The following is a 20,086-nucleotide window of genomic DNA, read 5'->3' as shown; positions in this document are numbered from 1 at the left end:
GCATTTTCCCTTTGATCCCGCGAAAACGAGTGATATAGAGACGCCGCGCTCGGGAAAGCCCTGAACTTTCAGCATGCCCATTCTATCCGCGGTATTCCGCTGGTTGGTCTTGCGGGAATACGGTCAGGCGGTGCGATTGTCTGAACGCGGGTATGGTGAAATTGGTAGACACGCCAGATTTAGGTTCTGGTGCCGTAAGGCGTGGGAGTTCAAGTCTCTCTACCCGCACCAGATCAGCGATCGCGCCCAAAGTCCGGATTCTGCGAGGATGAGGGGGGCTGGAGTGCCATTTTGCTTGCAAAACGGTTGCAGAACTGCGTAAAGCCACTCCCGGCAAATGGATCGGCTCACGTGCTCGCCAGACCTTTCGAAGGGGAAGAGCACAGTCAACGTGAAATGAAGGTTTGAACATGCAGGTTATCGAAACGCTCGCTCAAGGGCTGAAGCGCGAACTCAAGGTCGTTATCCCGGCCAAGGACATGGAAGCTCGGATGAACGAGCGTCTGGCCGAAGTGAAGGACCGTGTGAAGATCAACGGCTTCCGTCCCGGCAAGGTGCCGGTTGCGCATCTGAAGAAGGTCTACGGCAAGTCGATCATGGCTGACTTGGTCAACGAGATCGTTCGCGACAAGCCGACCGAGATCCTGTCGGGCCGTGGCGAAAAGTCGGCCACCCAGCCGGAAATCGCGATGACCGAGGACGAGGCCGAAGCCGACAAGATCCTCAACGCTCAGGCCGACCTCGAGTTCACCGTTGCCTACGAAATCATCCCGGCGATCGAACTCAAGGACGTCAGCGGCATCAAGGTGACCCGCGAAGTCGTCGAGATCGCTGAAGACGAAGTCAACGAGCAGATCCTGAAGATCGCCGAAAGCGCCCGCAGCTACGAATCGAAGAAGGGCAAGGCCGCCAACGGCGACCGCGTCACCATCGATTATCTCGGCAAGGTCGACGGCGTCGCCTTCGACGGCGGCAAGGACGAGGACGCTGAGCTGGTTCTCGGTTCCAACCGTTTCATCCCGGGCTTCGAAGAGCAGCTCGTTGGCCTGAAGGCTGGCGACGAGAAGGTCATCACCGTGACTTTCCCGGCTGAATACCCGGCTGCAAACCTTGCTGGCAAGGAAGCCACCTTCGACATCACCGTCAAGGACGTGGCTGGCGCCCAGGACATCGAAATCAACGACGAACTGGCCACCAAGCTGGGCCTCGAATCGGCTGACAAGCTGAAGGAAATCGTCCGCGGCCAGATCGAAAGCCAGTACGGCAACCTGACCCGTCAGAAGGTCAAGCGTCAGATCCTCGACCAGCTCGACGAACTCTACCAGTTCGAAACGCCGGAGCGCCTCGTCGAGGCCGAATTCGAAAACATCTGGCGCCAGATCAACACCGACCTGCAGCAGGCCGGCAAGACCTTCGCCGACGAAGAAACCACCGAAGAAGAAGCCCGCGCTGAATACCGCAAGCTCGCTGAGCGTCGCGTTCGCCTCGGCCTCGTTCTCTCGGAAATCGGTGAAAAGGCCGGCGTTCAGGTCAGCGACGACGAACTGCAGCGTTCGCTGTTCGAACAGCTCCGCCAGTTCCCGGGCCAGGAGAAGCAGATCCTCGACTACTTCAAGAACACCCCCGGCGCTGCTGCTTCGCTGCGCGCTCCGCTGTTCGAAGAAAAGGTCGTCGACCACCTGCTCGGCGAAATCTCGGTAACCGACAAGACGGTTTCCAAGGAAGAGCTGACGGCTGACGACGAAGAGACTGAAGGCAAGGCTGCCAAGAAGGCTCCGGCCAAGAAGAAGGCCGCCGCCAAGGCTGAAGCCACGGAAGGCGAAGAAGCCGCTGCTCCGAAGAAGAAGGCTCCGGCCAAGAAAAAGGCCGCTGACGACAGCGCCGAGTAATCGGATCGAAGCCTTAGGAATCGAAAGGCCCTGCCGCTTGCGGCAGGGCCTTTTTCGTTGCGGGAGGCGAGCTCTTCGTCCAGCGCTGACCGAGAGCATCCTGCTTTCAGCGACACACGGAAGTGTCAGCTGATTCAGCCAGAGCCGACTTCGTGGCTCAGTGAAACCCGCGGCGCGCTAAGCGATGTCGAGGAGGAGGGCGCGATGGTCGGAGACTTCGGGCTCTGCGACGACATCGAAGCGAGCGACGCTGACTGCACCGTTCGCCAGCATGTAATCGGCAAAGCGGCCGCTCTTTAGATAGTGCGACGTGCGCGTGTCCGTGTGGCCGCGGGTGACAACGAGGTCGACGAGCCCCAACTGGCCGAGCGTCTGAAACGTTTGGCTGTCTGGGAGCACATTGAAATCACCGCACACGACAAGCCGCTCGTCTCCGGGCCAGACCTGGTGGACGAGACCTACCAGCGCCTCCGCCTGCGCGCGGCGTGCCGGACTGTCGTTCTTGCCGCCGACCTCCCGCAGGCCGTGCATCTGCGCGATGGTGATGGGAGTGCCGGCGTCGTGATCGAACAGGCGAATGCAATGGGCGTTGCGCGCACGCGGATGCGGCCCCCAGCTGTTGGGCGAAAAACTTCCATGCACGAAACCGAGGGCCTGGCCGATGACGGAATAGCCCCGCCGAACGAATGTTGCCAGACCGAATTCCGATGCCACGGGCGTGTCTCCAGCAAAGAGCGTCCCTCGCGCGGTCGGGCAGAAGAATCCATCATGTCCCGGTAGTACGGCGGCGATCTCGTCGAAGAGGTTGGCGCGTTGCGGCAGTTCCACATCCGCATCGCGATAGCTCAGCCATTCGGCCTCGGTCGTCGGTGATCGCGCGATCTCCTGCAGGCACAGGACATCGGCGTCGACATCGGCGAGATATTTCATCAAGGGCGAATGGAGCTTGCCGCCCCAGGCATTGAGCGAAAGGATGCGCATGGTGTTCGGCTCTCTTGGATCGGGAGAGGTGAAGCTAGCCGATTCGCCGGCGTCCTGCGCACTTCAGATGCGGTCTGTGGGATGGCAAACCCGGAGAGATCGGTTCGGCAACGCGGAACCAAAATCGTTGCCCTCTAGGCACGTGGCCGCCGCCGTCAGCGTTGACGGCGGTCAGCTCTGTCGCTGGATGCTTACGCTTTCGGCGCTTCCTGCTTGATCTCGCCCATACGGTTCCAGGCGTCGAGGCCGGCGATCTTGTAGGCCTCGGCCAGCGTTGGGTAGTTGAAGGTGTTTTCGACGAAGTACTCGACCGTGCCCTTGAGGTTCAGCACGGCCTGGCCGATATGCACCAGCTCTGTCGCGCCTTCGCCGATGATATGCACGCCGAGCAGGCGGCGGGTCTTCAGCGAGAAGATCATTTTCAACAGGCCGGAATCGAGCCCCATGATGTGGCCGCGCGAGGTCTCGCGGAAGCGGGCAATGCCGCATTCGTAGGGGATGCCGCGTTCCTTGACCTCTTCTTCCGAGAGACCGCAGGTGGAGATCTCAGGCACGGCGTAGATGCCGTAGGGGAAGTATTTCTGCGGCTCCATCGCGATCGCGCCGATGGCGACCCGGGCGGCGATGCGCCCCTGTTCCATCGAGGTTGAGGCGAGGCTCGGGAAGCCGACGACGTCGCCGGCGGCATAGATGTTGGGCACGGAGGTCTGGAACGTCTCGGGATTGACCTTGAGGCGCCCTCGGTTGTCGGCTTCGAGCCCGGCTGCGGGCAGGTTCAGCGTATCGGTGGCGCCCATGCGGCCCGCGGCAAAGAGTACCATGTCGGTTGTGATCTTGCGGCCGTTGTCGAGCGTCAGCAGCACCTTACCATCGTCGAGCCGCTCCACCGTGTCGGCCTTCTGCCCGAGGTGCAGCTTCATGTTGCGGTCGCGCAGCTGGTAGATGAAGTCTTCGACGATTTCCTTGTCGATGAAATCGAGCATCGTCGTCTTCGGATCGATCACCGTCACCTGGGTGTCGAGCGCGCTGAAGATCGTCGCGTATTCGATGCCGACGACGCCGGCGCCGATCACCACCATGGAGCGCGGCAGGGTCTCGATATCGAGCAGTTCATCGCTGTCGAGCACAGTCTTGCCGTCGAACGGCATGTAATCTGGGCGGAAGGGTTTGGTGCCGACGGCAAGCATGATGCTGGTGCCGGACACGAGCATGGTCTCGCCGTCGTCCTTGACGACTTCGAGCGTGGTCGGATTGACGAAGCTGGCTTTCCCGCGCATCTGCTGCACGCGGTTGCGCGCGAACTGATGTTCGAGAACCTCGACTTCATGATTGAGGGTGATGATCAGCCGCTGCCGTAGGTCATCGGCGCTGATCTCCTGCTTGACGCGATAGGAGCGCCCGTAAAAGCCGCGCTCGCGCCAGCCCGAAAGATTGAGCGCCGTTTCGCGCAGCGTCTTGGAGGGAATCGTACCGGTGTGAACCGAAACGCCGCCAACGCGTTTTCCCTGTTCGATGACGAGGACCTTCTTGCCGAGCTTGGCTGCCTGGATGGCGCCGCGGCGGCCGGCAGGTCCGCTTCCGACAACGATGAGATCGAACTGGTTCATAGGCGTTTCCGTTAGAAGGTGGAATCGTTGTGCGTTGCGAAAACTCTCGCTCGCAAGCCTCTATACCGTCAATGGCACGGTTTGATGAAGTGGTTTTCATAGCCGAAACAGTCGGATGAGAATATATAAGGGAGTGCGCGTATGCTTGGCTTCGTTACGACATGCGGGGCCCGTCGGTGTCGTATTTGCCTGGGAGGCTGACGATGGGATTGGAGCTGACGAACAGGGCTTTGCCACAGTCTGGCGCTGAGGGCGTCATGCCGCATTCGCAGCCGCAGCCGGGCGTCGTTGCGGCCGCGGTCTACGAGAACGGCGTGCGCGTCCGCGATATCCGCATCGAAGACGCGGGCAAGTGGCGCGACCGCCCGGGCACAGTGATCTGGATCGGCCTGCATGAGCCCGATGCGGAACTCTTGCGGCAGATCCAGCAGGAATTCGATCTGCATGACCTGGCGATCGAGGATGCTTGCAAGGCGCACCAGCGGCCGAAACTGGAGATCTATGGCGACTCGATTTTCGTCGTCGCCCGCACTGCGCATATGGTTGGCGACGAGATCGCCTTCGGCGAGACGCATCTGTTCGTTGGGCGCGGTTACGTCATCTCGGTCCGGCACGGCGCGTCGACCTCCTACATGGCCGTGCGCCAACGCTGCGAAGCATCTCCTGCAGCCTTGGCCCACGGCGAAAACTACATCCTCTATTCGATCCTCGATTTCATCGTCGACAACTACATGCCGGTGATCGAGGCGATCCACGAAGAGGTCGAGGAACTGGAGGACCGGCTGCTGCGCGAGCGGCTGGTCAAGGGCGACATCGAACGCCTCTATCTGCTGCGGCGCAATCTCTTGCGCCTGCGAAACGCGGTCGTGCCGCTGGTCGACGTCTGCCGACGGCATGAGCACATCGATCTACCGGGCATGGAGGCAGCACTGCAGCCGCTCTTCCGCGACGTTACGGACCACGTGCGCCGCGTTCAGGAGGATATCGACGCTTTGCGTGAGGTTCTTGCCTTCACCTTCGAGGCGAGCCTGATGGTCGGTCAATCCGAGCAGACGGAAATCTCGCGCAAGCTCGCGTCCTGGGCCGCGATCCTCGCGGTGCCAACGGCGATCGCCGGCATTTACGGCATGAACTTCGACGACATGCCGGAACTGAAGTTCCGCTACGGCTACTTCGTCGTCCTTGCAGTGATCATCGGTCTTTGCGGCACGCTCTACCGGTTCTTCCGCCGCGCGAAATGGCTTTAGGCCGGAGCACTGACCGGCAGACCTTACCAATTCCCGAACTCGGAGGATGTGGTGGCAACCCTTCTGCAAACGCTCGGCGACCTGATCGGTACGAACTGGAAACACCGCGACGTACCCAAGCGGTACTCGCGCACCTTTGTGTGTCGCTGCGGCAGTCACGTGTTTTTCGGCAACATGTTTTGTAACAGCTGCCAGACGCCACTCGGATATCTGCCAAGTGAAGATTCGCTGCTGCCGCTCGACCCCGGCCCACAGCCAGGTATCTGGGCCGCAGGCGAGGAACGGCCGTTGCTGAAGTATTGCGGCAACCGTGACACGCCGGCGCAGTGCAACTGGATGCTGATGGCCAGCGAACCAGGGGAACTTTGCATCGCCTGCCGGCTGAACCGGACAATTCCGAATCTCGATCGCGAGGACAATGCCCGCTACTGGGGTCTGCTTGAGGTGGCGAAGCGACGGCTCGTGTCGCAGTTGCTGGCACTCGGCTTGCCCGTGAAGTCCAAGGTCGACGAGGACGAGAAACACGGTCTGATGTTCGATTTCCTGCGTTCGCCACCGAACGGGCCGCGCGTGCTGACCGGGCACGCCGACGGTTTGATTACGGTCAACATCGAGGAGGCGGATTCGGTCCAGCGCGAGAAGATGCGGCTCGAATTGTACGAGCCCTATCGGACGCTGCTGGGCCATCTTCGACACGAGGTCGGTCACTACTACTGGAACCGGCTCGTTTTCAACGGACCCTGGCTGGAGCCGTTTCGCACGCTGTTCGGCGATGAGCGCGCCGATTACGCGGCGGCATTGAAGGCGAACTATGAGAATGGCGCACCCCCAGACTGGGCCGATCGGTACATCAGTTCCTATGCTTCCACACATCCCTGGGAAGACTGGGCCGAAACTTGGGCGCATTACCTGCATATGATCGATAGCCTGGGCACGGCACTCGGCTTTGGGCTCGATGCAGAGGATCTTGAAGCGATTGTCGAGCCATTCGAGCGCGACGCCTTGTATGCGCCCGACGACACCGGCGCCGACGGGTTTCTGTCGCTGTTGAACTCCTGGATCGAAATGACGATGGTGCTTAACGAGTTGGCGCGCAGCATGGGCCAGCCGGACTTCTACCCCTTCGTAATGTCGAAACCGTCAGTGGCGAAACTGCAGTTCGTGCATATGGTCATCGAGGCTTCACGCTCGGCGGGGACGGAGTCTGTCGAAGCCGGCTTTTTGGGGTAAACGCCTTCGCCACTGTTTGCGGCGGGGCGGCGTCACCACCGGGCTGCTAGCTCCGCCGCGCGAAACGGCTGGGTGCCAGCGCGCTCAGAACAGCCGCAGCCCTTTCAGGCTCACGTGGCCGTCCTTGCCGATGATGATGTGGTCGTGCACGGCGATCCCCAGCGGTTTCGCCGTTTCGACGATCAGCTTCGTCATGTCGATATCGGCGCGCGACGGGGTCGGATCGCCGGATGGATGGTTGTGCACCAGGATGATCGCGGTGGCCGAGAGTTCCAGCGCGCGCTTGACCACTTCACGCGGGTAGACCGGCGTGTGGTCGATCGTACCTTTCTGCTGCACCTCGTCGGCAATCAGCGTGTTGCGCTTGTCGAGGAACAGGATGCGGAACTGTAGTAACGCTTTGATTTAGTTTGCCGGCGTCCCCGCACCTCGATCGGAATGTGGTGGGAGCGTCAAGATATAGGCCTGAGTGGCAGAAATCCCCACATAATACTATATTTAGTATGTGCCCTTGACGCTCGCGAACGCTTCACGGTTATTAATTGCAAGTGCTTACCCGAGACCGAAGAACGCCAGAACTGCCAAGACGATCACAACAAGTCCGACAACGTAAACAATCTGGTTCATGTTCGCTCCTCCGTTTTGTTTGGAGAATGAACGGCTCAGATCGCATCTAAGTTCCATTTTCAACCATGAGCCGACCGGCGCCGGCGCCGGCGAGAGGAGGATTCTGTTTGCGAAAAATAGAGGAGACGAGCGCGGCGTTGCGCGCTTTCGAGGATGAAACGCGGAGAGCCCTGGGTGTTCCCGAGGGGGCGGACTGGACTCTGTATCTCCCTGAGAACCGCCGCGGCGATCGACTGTTCGCTCGTTGGCAGCAACTAGCACGCGCTGCTCGCCAGGCAGAGAGGAGGATCACATGAAGGTTCTCTCTATCAGGCCGCTGCCTGCAGGCAACGCGATCGCTCGTTTCGACATCGAGCTCCCTGGCGGGATCCGCCTCTTCAACCTGAAGCTCTCTCAAACACCGCGCGGCCTTCGCGTTCACTCTGCCAGCGCCTTTGGCAATTCAACCGCGACGTTTACGCCGGAAACGGCTGAAGCGATTACGCAAGCAGCTCGTGAAGCTATCGGAGATGTAGACCTTGACCGCCTCAGCGCAGCCTGAAAACCCCTCACAAAGCCTAGCCGAACTCCGCCGCGGATTGCTCGCCAACGGATATGTACCCGTCCCGGTTGACGGCAAGCGCCCGAAGATCAAAGGATGGTCAAGCTTCCGGCCAAAGCCCGAGCAGATCGATGGTCAGATCCGACGCTATTCGGACCATACTAATACCGGCATCCTCTGCGGCGAAGTGGTGGCCGTCGATATCGACGTTCCGGATATCTACGCAGCGGAACACCTGCGCACAATGGCACTGGCTCTTCCCGGCGCCGATCGCGCTCTACAGCGGATCGGCCGCGCTCCAAAGGTGACCTTCATCTTCCGCGCATCGGACGCTCGACGGAAGAAAATCACCGGCAAGTACATCGTCAACGGCCTCGAATGCCAGATTGAAATCTTGGGCCAAGGCCAGCAGTTTGTCGCCTTCGGCATCCATCCCGATACCGACAAGGCTTACGAGTGGACAGGCGCATCTCCGCTCGACGTGCCGTTCGCAGACCTGCCAGAGATCCATGCCGAGACTATCGACGCATTCGTGGCCGACGCCGACGCCTACCTCGCGTCCATAGGGACGGCTATCAGCAAGAGAGCCGAGCCGCGTGCTGTGCAGGCGATCGGCGGCAGCTTCTGGAAACAGGTGAATTCCGCGGCACTCGCCGAGCCTGACCGCTGGGTACGCGACCTTTTCTCAACCGCAACGAAAGAGGCGGGGACCGGCGCATGGCGTATCACCTCAGAGGATCTCGGGCGTTCGCTGGAGGAAGACATTTCCATCCATCAGGATGGCATCCGCGATTTTGGCACTGAAAAGGCGTGCACCGCCGTTGAGCTTGTCATCGATTATGGTGGCGCCGCCAACCCCAAAATGGCCGCTTTCTGGCTGTGCGAGCGCCTCGGTCGAGCCCCCAAGGAGCTAGGCTGGGAGGACCGCGATATCGGCGCTCGTATGACGCTCGGCAGCCTCACTAAGGTTCCTGCGGCTGCGAACGACAACGTGCAAAAAGAAGATGAAGCAGACGAGGAGCCAGCAGTCCTACCGCAGGCCACTGGTTTGCCCGAGCATCTTTGCTTCCCGCCAGGAGCCGTGGGCGATTTCACGCGCTTCATTGTCGGCTGCGCTCGCTTCCCTTCGCCGCACCTCTCGCTAGTCGCGTCGCTTGCCTTCGTGGCCGGTCTGATCGGCCGGCGGTATCGAGGTCCAACAGGGCTTAGAAGCAACCTCTATGTGGTGGGACTCGCCGAATCGGGCTTCGGCAAGGACATCACAATTCGAGCCACCTCTGCGCTTGCCGATTCCACCTCGTGGGGCAACAAGGTCAGCGAGGCACTTTTTGCCGATCAAATTCGAAGCCTTCCCGGCTTGGCAGGCAAACTCAGGAAGTCACCCTCTGCCATAGCGGTTCAAGACGAATTTGGACGGTGGCTCGCCGAGCATACCGGGAGAAACACCGCCTCACATCGAGCCGAAATAACAGCCTCTCTCATGGAGCTGACTGGGGCTCCGACTGGTTTTTGGGGTGGCCAGGAAAAGGCGGGCGGCAATATTCCTCGCATCGTTGCGCCATGCTTGAGCGTTCATGGAGTTTCGACCCCGTCAACGTTCTGGAATGCGCTATCGAGCGGAAACATCTCCGAGGGCCTGCTTGGCCGCCTCGTGCTTATTGATGTCGGAAATGCAGAGCCGGTGAAAGTGCGCCGCCCTCCCAATAGCATTGAAGACATTCCGACCGTGTTGTCTCAGCAGGTAGCTGAGCTTCTCGGGCTGTCCGCGGGAAAGTTCACGGGGTCGTTTTGCGCACTTTCAGCAAGATCTGACGAAAAGCCGCATCCTATTATGACAGCACAATGGGGAGACGGCGTCGACGACTTGTTCGAAGACTTTGACGATCGCATCCGCGCGATGAAACGGACGATCGACCCGCAGTATCGCCCAATCCTCAACCGCGTCGGCGAAAATTCCGCCAGGCTGGCGCTAATCGTTGCAGTCGGGTGCGACCCGAAGGAACCGATCGTAACTCGAGAAATTCAGACGTGGGCTAATGCCGTTGCCGAACACAGCCTCAACGTGATCCTGCGAGGCGCAAACGACAATATCGCTGACAATGATCGGGCGGCCGAGTATTTGCGCGTGCGCCAGCAGATCACGCGCCGAGGGTCGGACGGAATTACAGCGCGCGAGATCGTAAAAAACCTCCGAGGCGCGATCGACCGCCGGCGACTTGAAGACATCATGGCCATGCTGCGGCAGGCGAGGGAGATACATCTCGCGAAACTCACAACGGAGAGTGGCCAGTCGAAAATGCGCTTTTGGTCGGCTGAATCGCTGCCAAATGGGGCGGTCATTGTCCCGATTGAGGCTGGGTGAAAGGTAGGGGATTTGCCTGGGGGATAGGCAGGGGAAAGGGTGGGGGCAAAATCGGCGTACTCCAAAAAACACCGTCTGCTCTCCCCCAGTCTTCCGGCAGTCTTTCCCCCACCCTTGCACCCACCCTTTCCCCCAGTCTTTCTTTTAAAAAATACAATAAAAACAATAATATATACAAGGGTGGGTACATCTAGCATGGGGAGATGCCCCCAATGCGGTTTTTGAGTGCTCAAATCGTTAGTCACACACACGCGCGAAGGAGAACACGTGATTGAAGTTAGCGAAACGAAACGCGGCCGGAAAACTACCCACCGTCTGGACACGAGTCAGGTCGATCAACTCGACGAAATATCCGGCGACGAGCAACTCGCGCTGGTCTGGTGCGAAACGCACCGCCAATGGGAATGGCACTGGATCGACCGTGCCGAGATTAGCAACTGAGGAGAACGACATGACCAAAACAGCAGAAGCATTCGCAGACAAGCACGACATCGCCGCGACGCCAGAAGACGTGGCCCGCATCCGCCGAGCACTTGGCAAGTTTTATGCCGCCGTCGAGGCGATCGATGCACCACGCCAAGGCTGGATCCAACTGCACGACGGGCCGGCCATCCGTGCTGCATTCGAGAAGCACAATCCGAGCACGCCCGCTCACGGCGCCGCAATGGCCATGGCGGAGATGCCGGAGCATTGGCCGACAACTTACAAGGCCAGTGTCGCATACCATCTTTCGTCGCTACTCGACGACGTGGTGAACTCGTGATGCGCATCAAGAACTTTGACAAATCAATCCGCCGCGAGGCGGCACGCGCACAGGAGGCTATCCGGACGATCGTGGCCGACAGCACAGCACCGCGCGACCCTCGCGCCCGGGGCGAACACTACCGTCGACACTTGGCAGATGCCAATCGCGTGATCGATACGCTTCAGGTACGCATCGCGGAGCTCGAGGAAAAGGCGGCGAAAGCGAAGGAGGACACGGCCTATTTGCTCAGCTTGTGCGTGCCACGCTCACAGTACGAGCGCGAGCGCCTGGCGGCTTTCAACCTAGCGCGCAACAAAGCGGCGATCCTTGCCGAGCCGGATGATGTCCCGAACATGTTGTCCGACGCGATCGACAATATCAAACCACCGCAGAAATGGAGCAAACAATGAGCGCTAGTGATTTCATCAACGAAAAGTTTGCATCGTCCGATTTCGAACTGGCGGTCAATGACCGCTTGGCGGACGGAGATCCGACGGTTCCTGTTGAACCTCTCCGCTTGCTCGCCAACCTAGCGACAACAGGTGCCCTCACATCTGACGAGCGTGACGCCGGCGAGATTCTCCACCGATTGGCAATCGCGGGGCGCTCTCCTTTGAACGGCCCAGCAATCGTCAATTGGCGCGACAAGGAAGGTAAGTGGTCGTCGGTCAGCAAACCTCGCCTTGCTCTGCGCGAGATGTTGGAGAAGGCTATGCGGTCGATCCGGACGCCTAAGCGAGAGCGTGCAGTCCGGATGGCACTTGTTATCGAGAACCCGAGAGCAAACCTCGATGCCACCCACCAACTTACGGCGGGGATCGGCGATGTCGCTCGCGGCTGGTGGGGCGCGAAAGCTAAGCCCACGATGCTGTCCGGTAAGGTCACGTTGCCCGGGATATCGTTAGGTGAGAATGACGCGACGGCAGAGCGGTTGGTTGCAGCCAATGACAACAGTGAGATCGTCGAAGGCGCACGTCGCCTCTTCGATACTGCGTTCGACGTCATGGCTAAACGCAAGCAACTCGACGAGGACCCTGAAATCAATGAGCTCTTGTTTACTGCCGGCCGGCTGTACCAACAAGATCACCACGCCGCCGGGTTCGATCCTCTAGGTGCCATCGACTATTCGCGACCAATGGTCGACGGATCCGGCGGCCCTCCTGTGTCCGAGCGGTCCACGATCGCCAAGGATCGCTTCCGCGCGGCGAGGCGATCGATCGGCAGCCGCTACGGTGCGGTAGTCGACGCGGTTGTGCTGGAAGGCAAGACGTTGCTCGATGCGGGCAGGGCACACTGTGGCTATTCCGGTAAGGACACAGCGACGGCCGCGGCGAAAGAACGTCTCAACGCGGGTCTGCGGATTTTGGCTCAGCGTTACGGTCTGACCCGCCTCGCTGCATAGGTCTCCGGCTATCTCCGGCAGCCTGTGCTATACTTGTATCCAAGATCAGAAATTTAACCCGGCTACAGCGCCGGGTTTTCTTTTTCGGTGCGCAGCTTGATTTGCGACCGAGCCCGCGTCAGCGATGAATGCGGGTAACTACTGGCAGGCCGGGCCGTGGACGCATAAGCCCGATACACAGGAATGGCACACCGTATGGGCGCCGCCTGCGACACCAATTGCCCATCTACGGCTAGATGCCAGCGGCTTGGACGCGGCATTCCGTGGGCATTCCCATCCCCTGGCGCTGCCTCCTCCTCTGGCGACGGGTGATCATGCGGCCCGCTCTCCTGTTCTGCAGGATTGAGCGGGCCGCCTTTGTTTTTTTCGGCTCAGCGTCGGCGGTTAGTCGCTAACGCGCGAAAGCTCTGCAGTGAAGTTGATGCCCGGTGCTTGCGGGGACGTTCCCTTGGCCGAGATGTTGTCTCCGGAAACGCGGCCATCGAGGTTGATGGTAGCTTTGTCGATGCCGAAGACCGAAGTGACGCCATTGTGCGCTGTGTGGCGGTCTGTGGTTACGACGGCTGTCAGGTGGTCTCCTGCGGTTGTGTATGAGCCGACATAGTAGAGGCCAGCGTCACCGCCCCACATCTTACCGTCGACGGCATGAACGACGCCAGCGCCCGAGCCCAGAGGTGTTTGGAAATGCACACGATAGAGGCCGTTTTTCATTGTTTGCGATGCTCCAAGAAAGTTGAGACTGCCAATGAATAGCATACAGCCCTGCCGTGTTGTAGAGCCACGTGACCACCTTAGAATAGATCGAGCGACTTACCACCGTTGGTATGGCCTGAAAGCCTGGCAGGACGCACGTCAGGTGCAGCTTGCCCGCCAGCCGCTATGTGAGCGGTGCCTTCAATCCGAGATCGTGACTGAAGCAACGGTCGTAAACCACCGCACTCCTCATTGCGGGGATTGGAAGTTGTTCGTCGATCCGGACAATCACGAGAGCGTGTGTCAGCCGCACCACGACGGTTTGATCCAGCGCGAGGAGAAGCGCGGTCATGTTATCGGGTGCGACATCGAAGGTCGCCCCTTGGACCCCCTGCACCCCTGGAATCGGGCCGGAGGGGGTGGGTGACGAGGTCCGACCGTTCAGACGCCGTACCCGCGCCCCAGGTCCGTTCGCACCGAGAGCAAATCTGAAGAGGGGGGATGATCGCCATCCCCGTAGGGGATGACGTTGACAGAAACGACTTTAAGGGAGCCGGACTGGTTTGAACTCTATCCAGAGCAGGGTGACGCGTTGGAAGCCGGCCGACAGTGGACCGCTGTCATGGCGGATCTTCAAACAGCTGGAACGATCGCCGACGCCAACGGCCATACCGTTCGGCGCCTCATTGAGTTCAGGGTCCAATATTGGAGGGCGGCAAAGCATGTCGCCGAACACGGAACCATCCTCGCGGGCAACAAGCGCGCCAAAATCGGGCAGTGGAACCCCTATTGGTCTGCGATGCAGCACGCCGACGCTCGTATCGTCGTTCTTGAGGCAAAACTAGGCCTAGACCCACTCAGCCGAGGAAAAGCAACGAAGGTGCAGCGTGGAAAGAAAAAGGCCCGCGCGGCAGACGCCTACCTCAAGCCTCGGGCCGACTGACCCGACCACGCAGTACGCCCAGGATGTCGTGGCTGGCAAGATTATTGCGGGCGAGCACCAAGTCGCCGCCGCCGAACGGCATCTCAAGGATCTTCGCGACGGACAGAAGCGTGGCCTCTATTGGAGCCCAAAGGATGCCGCGCTAGCCGTCGGTTTTGCACCAGCGGTCCTTTCGATCACGGCCGGTGCCGCCGAAGGCAGGCCGTTCAATCTTCTTCCGTGGCAGGTCTTCTGCACAGGCAGCCTCTTTGGCTGGCGTCGCGAAAGCGGTCGGATGCGCTTCCGCTCTGCTTGGGTAGAAACTGGCAAAGGTCAGGCTAAGTCCCCTTGGATGGCCGCAACGGGCCTCTACATGGGCGGATGGTATGGTGTGAAGCGAGCCGAGGTCTATTCGATCGGCCAGGACCGCGCCACCGCCAACGTTCTGTTCAAGGATGCCGTGGCGATGTGCCGGGCTCCCATTCCAGGGGGCGAAGAGGACGAGGAGGATTCACTCGTTTCCCGAGGCGACGTGATCATCCGTGGCGAGGGCGATAACGCCTGGAAGATCGAGTTCCCCGAGATCGGCGGAAAATTCCAGTCATTGGCCAATGGTCAGGCCATCAGCGGACCCCGCCCGATCATGGTGGCGGCCGACGAAATTCACGAATTCCGGACCAACGACTCCATCGAGACATGGAAGCGAGCCATTGCGAAAATGCCTGGCGACGGGCTCATGCTGCTGGGCACGAACACGCCGGCATCAACCCAAATCGTGGGCACCGAATACAGCGAGTTCTACCAGAAAGTCGCCACCGGCGAGATAAACGACGATGAGGCGTTTGCGTTCATCTGTCGTGTCGACAAGGCAGACCGCGACACCGTCTTCGACAATGAGGCCGTTTGGCAAAAGTCGCTGCCGGCGCTCGGCGTGACCTTTCCGATTGAGAACATCCGCGGCGAGGTCAATACGGCGCGTGTGCTGCTGTCGACGTCGTTCTCGGTCAAGCGCCTCTATTTCGGGATTCCGATTGGGGCCGCTGACTTCTGGATCGCGGAGGATGCATGGTCTGCTGTTCAAGGTCGGGTTGATCCGAAGGAGCAGCGCGGCCGCAAGTGCTGGCTCTCTCTGGACCTCAGCGACAAGAACGACCTGACGGCCCTTACCGCTGTCTGGGCCGATGACGGCGGTCATCTACATGCGAAGACCTGGTACTGGACCACGAAGGAAGGGCTGGAAGCGCGAGCGCTTTCAGACAACGCGAAATACGTGGAGTGGTCGCAGGACCCGCTGGTCGACCTGACAGCTGTATCCGGCGCCGTCATCGATAAGACCTTCGTGGCGGCTGAGGTCAAGAAGCTCTGTGCTGAGCACGATGTCGAGTTTCTGGCGTTTGACCCCGCCGGCATGGCCGACTTCATCGGAGCGTGCGAGCAGATCGGCTTCCCAGTTTGGAAGTACGAAGGTCCGGACAAACCTGAAGGGCAGGGGCTCAAGCTGATCGCTCATGGTCAAGGCAAGCGCGTGGTGTTTGAAGACCGGGCACTTTGCATGCCACGAGCGATCGAACGTCTCGAGGATCGCATCCTCGAACGGTCGATCACCATCGACTCCTCGCCGGTCACGTACATGTGTGCCGGCAACGCGCTCGTCGATGCCGACGGCCAAGGCAATCGCGCATTCGACAAGAAACGCTCTCGCGGCCGGATCGACGGCCTTGTGACGATTGCGATGGCCACCTGTGCGGCTGCCGATGGTCTTCCGGGTGCAGTACCGGTCCCGACCTCGGCCTGGGACGATCCCTCATTTTCACTAGCGGATTTAGGAGCATTTTGATGCGATGGCCGTTTACCCGAAGAAATGCGCCAGAATCGCGCTCAAGTTCCGAAAATGAGAAGATCCCGGTCAGTGCGGAAAGCTTCCTCGCCTATTTTGGCGTGCAATCGGGAAATCTGCCCAATGTCACGATCGACAGCGCCCTGAGTGTGCCGGCCGTATGGGCCGCTGTCGCATTCCTCTCGCGCACGCTAGCGGCACTGCCGCGGCACGCTTATCGCGACACAAAGGAAGGTGCAAAGCGTGTCGGTGGCAAGCTGGAGACGGTGGTGAACGTCGCTCCAAACGATGAACTAGGCTCCTTTGCGTTCTGGCAGTGGTTTTGGCAGCAAGTTTTCACAGGCGGCCGCGGCCTGGCATACATCGAGCGGACGCCACAGGGCGTTGACTCGCTTTGGCCGATGGACCCCGCAAAGACCACGATCAAGCGCGTCGGGCTGAAGGTCACGTATGAGTTTGGCGGCAAGACCTACGCCGCGGCTGATGTCATCGATGTGCCGTTCATGCGGCGCAGCGACGGAATAAAGCACTACGGGCCGATCAGTCAGGCCTCGAAAGCTATTCAGCTTGCCCTGGCTATGAACGATTACGGATCCAACTTCTTCTCGGGCGGTGGAGTTCCCCCTCTCGCGTTGGTTGGCCCGTTGCCCCAAGGCGCTGATGCCCTGAAGCGAGCGCATGAGGATATCAAGCGGGCAATTGGCGCAGCTAAGTCTAGCAGCAGCCAGATTTTTCCAATCCCTCCCGGCAATGAGCTGAAGCCGGTCGGGATGGACCCAGCCAAAGGCCAGATGGTCGAGGCCCGGCGATTCCAAGTGGAAGAAATCGCAAGGACGTACCAGCTCCCGCCTGTGTTTCTGCAGGATCTGACGCATGGCACGATGGCGAACACCGAGCAGCAAAATCTCATGCTCGTCCAGCACCTCGTCGGCCAATGGGCGAAGGCACTTGAGGACGAGATGAATCTCAAGTTTTTCGGCCGTGGCGGTGGAAGCCGTTACATCTCGCACGTCCTCGACGGCTTGATGCGCGGCGATTTCCTCTCCCGAATGGATGGCTTGGCGAAGGCTGTTCAGAACGCGCTGCTGACGCCGAATGAGGCGAGGGCGCTGGAGCACAGGGAGGCAAAGCCTCACGGTGACGACCTGTTCCTTCAAGGAGCCACGGCGCCGCTTGGAACGGCGACGTACGGCCAGCAAAACACACCCGGGGCGGATCAGCAGCCAGCCAACGACAATCAAGCAGACGAGGCGGAAGCCGCATGAGCGAATTCGAGAAGCGCATAGCGCAGCAGGTCGAACTGCGCGCAGACGAGAGTGGCACGAAGACGCTCACCGGCTATGCTGCCGTATTCAACTCACCGACGGACATCGGCGGGTATTTCACCGAACAGATTGCTCCCGGCGCCTTCGCAGAGACGATCAAGGGCGATGTCAGATGCCTGTTCAATCACGATAGCGATCATGTGCTCGGCCGCACCGTCGCCCGGACGCTTCGATTGTTCGAGGACGCCAAGGGGCTGAGATTTGAAGTGGATCTCCCGGATACAAGCACCGGCAAGGACGTCGGGAAACTCGTCGAGCGAGGCGATGTGAGCGGATGCTCGTTCAACTTCCGTGCAACGAAGCAGTCGTGGGACGATACCGTCGACCCGCCGCTTCGCACGCTCGAAAAGCTGGAAATCGACGAGGTGTCGATCGTTACTTTCCCTGCTTATGCCGACACCACTGTCGGCGTTCGCTCGCTTGACCAGTGGCGTTCAGGATCGCGCAGCCAACAGAATAACGCAGCGGCCGCACGTCGCATAGCCGGCAAGAAGGCCGCGATGGAGCAGAAATTTAGGGGCATCCGGCAGGACGTCTCTTAGTCACCCGGTTTAGCCGGAGGGCAGGAACGTCCTGCCATTTCACCAAGCCCGTACGCGCTCGCGTCGGGCTTTTTCTTTGCCCGAAAGGAAAATCATGTCCCTTACTGAACTGCAGGAAAAGCGCGGCCGTCTCGTGACGCAGGCCCGCGAAGCGCTTGGCGAAATCACCAAGAACACCGATGAAGTCCGCGCCGCCGAGCTCGACAAGCGTCATGACGACATCATGGCCGAGTTCGACAAAGTCGAGAAGCAGATCGAACGCGAAGAGCGCCAGGCAGCCATCGAGGCTCGTTTCGCTGAGCGTCAGCGCGATCGACGCCCGAACAATGGCGACTCCGAAACCCGCGGCCAGGACGATGGAGAGACGATCGAATACCGCTCGATCTTCTACAAGTTCCTTGCCTCGGGTGCGGACATCGGTGAGCTCAACGCCGAAGAGCGTAAGGTTCTGAAGGCTGGCGTGGATGCTTCGGCCAAGGAGGAATTCCGCACCCAGGTGACCACTTCCGGTGGTCCCGGTGGTTACACCGTGCCAGTAGAGCTTGCCAACATCATTGTTCGCTCCATGAAAGACTGGGGTCCGATGTACGACGAGGACATCGCGACGGTAATCTCCACCGCGAGCGGCAACCAAATCAACCTTCCCACTGTCGACGACACGGCGAAGTCTGGCGCGAAGCACACCGAAGGCACTGCGCTAACCGACGATGGCTCGGAAGATGTTGTCTTTGGCCAGAAGCGGCTCGATGCCTACGTGTACGACACCGAATTCGTGAAGTTCTCGATGGAACTGGCACAGGACTCCATCTTCAATATGGAATCCCTGCTCGGCTCGCTACTCGGCGAACGGCTCGGCCGCATCGCGAACCGCGAACTTACGATCGGCGACGGCACTGGCGACCCGAATGGCGTAGTCACGGCATCTTCGCTCGGCAAGACCGGGGCCGCCGCTGCAGCTATCGCTGCCGACGAGATCATCGACCTTCTGCATTCGGTCAACGCGGCCTACCGCCGTTCGCCGAAGACGCGTTTCATGTTCGCGGACACTACGCTCGCGGCCATCAGAAAATTGAAAGACGGGCAGGGGAATTTTCTGTGGCAAATGGGGGACGTCACGACCGCCCAGCCCGGAACGCTGCTCGGCTACCGCTACAGCATCAACGATGACATGGATGCGCTTGCTGCGGCCAAGAAGGTCATGCTCTTCGGCGACTTCTCGAAGTACTTCGTCCGCAAGGTAGGATCGCCGGTCATTGGCGTTCTGCGCGAGCGCTTCTGGCCTGATCTTGGCATCGCCGGCCTGATCCGCTTTGACGGTGAGCTCGGCGACGCTGCAGCCGTGAAGCACCTGATCACCGCTGCTTCCTAATGCTTGGATGGCGGGCTTCGGCCCGCCTCCTTCCCAGGAGAGATCATGAAAATTCAGATGTTAGTCGGTCTCGCCGGCAACGAATATTCGTTGGCGCCAGGCGACGAGCGAGAATTCCCTCATGCGGAAGCGGTCAGGCTGATTGATGCTGGTTTCGCGGCGCCGGTCGACGTTCAGCCGACCGAGAAGCGCAGCAAGAGAGGCAAGAATGTGGTATCCGACGAAAGTGGCAACGGCGGCGACGACTGAGCCAGTCAGCCTCGAAGAGGTTAAGCGCCGGCTCCACGTCACCTTTGATGACGACGACGAAGACATCAATCTGATGATCTCGTCGATGCGAGATCATGCCGAAAAGTACTGTAATACGCGCTTTACCAGCCAGACGGTCGAGATGAAGTGCGACGGCTTTTGCGCCTTCGCAAGGCTACCAGAGGCGCCCGTCACCTCTGTGACGTCGATCGCTTATGTAGATACCGGCGGCGGCAACCAGACACTTGCTGAGTCGGTGTACGAGCTCCGGAATGACGGCCTAGAGGTGGCAATTGTCACCAAATACGGCCAGCAATGGCCGGCCATACAGCCTGGATCGCGGATTGTGGTCACAGCGGTGGTTGGATACGCGGCCGCACCTGCGGCTGTAAAGCACGCCATCCTCCTGAACATCGCCGATGCCTACGAGAACCGCGAAAACGCGGAGCTCGACGATTGGACCGCGTTTGACGCGCTTCTTTGCAACTACAGACGCGGCTCCTAAGCCGCAGGAGATT

The 20,086-nt window shown here is 60.0% G+C and carries 19 protein-coding genes, 1 tRNA gene and 1 pseudogene; 17 read left to right on the top strand and 4 right to left on the bottom strand.

Annotated features, from left to right (window positions below; genetic code table 11):
• Positions 1–146: 146 nt before the first annotated feature.
• Positions 147–231 (top strand) — tRNA-Leu (locus tag IB272_RS10960).
• A 179-nt stretch (positions 232–410) separates the two neighbouring features.
• Complete coding sequence (gene tig / locus IB272_RS10955; RefSeq protein WP_034796594.1) at positions 411–1,889, top strand: trigger factor; 1,479 nt, start codon at positions 411–413, stop codon at positions 1,887–1,889.
• Between the two features lie 177 nt (positions 1,890–2,066).
• On the opposite strand, the gene IB272_RS10950 is transcribed toward tig, so the two are convergent.
• Together IB272_RS10950 and sthA are read right to left on the bottom strand one after the other, a co-directional pair.
• On the bottom strand, positions 2,067–2,870 hold the full coding sequence (locus IB272_RS10950) for an endonuclease/exonuclease/phosphatase family protein (protein WP_060583196.1): 804 nt from the start codon (positions 2,868–2,870) through the stop codon (positions 2,067–2,069).
• 191 nt (positions 2,871–3,061) lie between these two features.
• Entirely contained in the window at positions 3,062–4,477 is a 1,416-nt protein-coding gene (sthA, locus tag IB272_RS10945) for a Si-specific NAD(P)(+) transhydrogenase (RefSeq protein ID WP_034796590.1), read from the bottom strand.
• Positions 4,478–4,734: 257 nt separating this feature from the next.
• Between sthA and IB272_RS10940 the strand changes: the two genes are divergently transcribed.
• Both IB272_RS10940 and IB272_RS10935 read left to right on the top strand, forming a co-directional pair.
• Entirely contained in the window at positions 4,735–5,724 is a 990-nt protein-coding gene (locus IB272_RS10940) for a magnesium and cobalt transport protein CorA (protein WP_244496862.1), read from the top strand.
• 51 nt (positions 5,725–5,775) lie between these two features.
• Positions 5,776–6,954, top strand: coding sequence for a putative zinc-binding metallopeptidase (locus tag IB272_RS10935; RefSeq protein WP_060583197.1), 1,179 nt, complete (start codon positions 5,776–5,778; stop codon positions 6,952–6,954).
• Between the two features lie 84 nt (positions 6,955–7,038).
• On the opposite strand, the pseudogene radC reads toward IB272_RS10935, so the two are convergent.
• A pseudogene (gene radC / locus IB272_RS10930) lies at positions 7,039–7,344 on the bottom strand (DNA repair protein RadC); the annotation flags it as partial.
• A gap of 529 nt (positions 7,345–7,873) precedes the next feature.
• Between radC and IB272_RS10925 the strand changes: the two are divergent.
• The 6 genes from IB272_RS10925 (at position 7,874) to IB272_RS10900 (ending at position 12,631) form a co-directional block, all read left to right on the top strand.
• Positions 7,874–8,122 carry a hypothetical protein gene (locus IB272_RS10925; RefSeq protein WP_192444431.1) on the top strand — a complete coding sequence of 83 codons (249 nt, stop codon included), beginning with the start codon at positions 7,874–7,876 and terminating at the stop codon, positions 8,120–8,122.
• Positions 8,100–10,484 carry a bifunctional DNA primase/polymerase gene (locus IB272_RS10920; protein WP_192444430.1) on the top strand — a complete coding sequence of 795 codons (2,385 nt, stop codon included), beginning with the start codon at positions 8,100–8,102 and terminating at the stop codon, positions 10,482–10,484. The genes IB272_RS10925 and IB272_RS10920 overlap by 23 nt, the downstream gene beginning before the upstream one ends.
• A 267-nt stretch (positions 10,485–10,751) precedes the next feature.
• Positions 10,752–10,925: a hypothetical protein gene (locus IB272_RS10915; protein WP_192444429.1), complete on the top strand. Its 174-nt coding sequence runs from the start codon at positions 10,752–10,754 to the stop codon at positions 10,923–10,925.
• A gap of 10 nt (positions 10,926–10,935) precedes the next feature.
• The gene (locus IB272_RS10910; protein ID WP_192444428.1) at positions 10,936–11,247 is read left to right on the top strand and encodes a hypothetical protein; all 312 of its coding nucleotides are present in this window, start codon (positions 10,936–10,938) and stop codon (positions 11,245–11,247) included.
• Positions 11,247–11,639: a hypothetical protein gene (locus tag IB272_RS10905; RefSeq protein WP_192444427.1), complete on the top strand. Its 393-nt coding sequence runs from the start codon at positions 11,247–11,249 to the stop codon at positions 11,637–11,639. Before IB272_RS10910 ends, IB272_RS10905 begins: the two co-directional genes overlap by 1 nt.
• Positions 11,636–12,631 carry a hypothetical protein gene (locus tag IB272_RS10900; protein ID WP_192444426.1) on the top strand — a complete coding sequence of 332 codons (996 nt, stop codon included), beginning with the start codon at positions 11,636–11,638 and terminating at the stop codon, positions 12,629–12,631. Before IB272_RS10905 ends, IB272_RS10900 begins: the two co-directional genes overlap by 4 nt.
• A gap of 384 nt (positions 12,632–13,015) precedes the next feature.
• On the opposite strand, the gene IB272_RS10895 is transcribed toward IB272_RS10900, so the two are convergent.
• Positions 13,016–13,342: a GrlR family regulatory protein gene (locus IB272_RS10895; protein ID WP_192444425.1), complete on the bottom strand. Its 327-nt coding sequence runs from the start codon at positions 13,340–13,342 to the stop codon at positions 13,016–13,018.
• A 511-nt stretch (positions 13,343–13,853) separates the two neighbouring features.
• On the opposite strand from IB272_RS10895, the gene IB272_RS10890 reads away from it, so the two are divergent.
• The 7 genes from IB272_RS10890 (at position 13,854) to IB272_RS10860 (ending at position 20,073) form a co-directional block, all read left to right on the top strand.
• Entirely contained in the window at positions 13,854–14,267 is a 414-nt protein-coding gene (locus tag IB272_RS10890) for a P27 family phage terminase small subunit (protein WP_246810343.1), read from the top strand.
• 28 nt (positions 14,268–14,295) lie between these two features.
• Positions 14,296–16,083 carry a terminase TerL endonuclease subunit gene (locus tag IB272_RS10885; RefSeq protein WP_348646783.1) on the top strand — a complete coding sequence of 596 codons (1,788 nt, stop codon included), beginning with the start codon at positions 14,296–14,298 and terminating at the stop codon, positions 16,081–16,083.
• Positions 16,083–17,348: a phage portal protein gene (locus IB272_RS10880; protein ID WP_192444422.1), complete on the top strand. Its 1,266-nt coding sequence runs from the start codon at positions 16,083–16,085 to the stop codon at positions 17,346–17,348. Before IB272_RS10885 ends, IB272_RS10880 begins: the two co-directional genes overlap by 1 nt.
• Positions 17,345–17,950, top strand: coding sequence for an HK97 family phage prohead protease (locus IB272_RS10875; protein ID WP_192444421.1), 606 nt, complete (start codon positions 17,345–17,347; stop codon positions 17,948–17,950). The genes IB272_RS10880 and IB272_RS10875 overlap by 4 nt, the downstream gene beginning before the upstream one ends.
• Before the next feature lie 94 nt (positions 17,951–18,044).
• Positions 18,045–19,319, top strand: coding sequence for a phage major capsid protein (locus IB272_RS10870; RefSeq protein WP_192444420.1), 1,275 nt, complete (start codon positions 18,045–18,047; stop codon positions 19,317–19,319).
• Positions 19,320–19,364: 45 nt separating this feature from the next.
• Complete coding sequence (locus IB272_RS10865) at positions 19,365–19,568, top strand: hypothetical protein (protein WP_090301528.1); 204 nt, start codon at positions 19,365–19,367, stop codon at positions 19,566–19,568.
• A complete protein-coding gene (locus IB272_RS10860) occupies positions 19,528–20,073 on the top strand; it encodes a head-tail connector protein (protein ID WP_192444419.1) in 546 nt (181 codons plus the stop codon). The genes IB272_RS10865 and IB272_RS10860 overlap by 41 nt, the downstream gene beginning before the upstream one ends.
• Positions 20,074–20,086: the final 13 nt, after the last annotated feature.

The sequence above is a fragment of the Ensifer sp. ENS08 genome (assembly GCF_014852195.1).
Taxonomy (GTDB): domain Bacteria; phylum Pseudomonadota; class Alphaproteobacteria; order Rhizobiales; family Rhizobiaceae; genus Ensifer; species Ensifer adhaerens.
The sequence above is the reverse complement of the archived record's forward strand: the minus strand, read 5'-3'. Positions and strand labels throughout refer to the sequence as shown.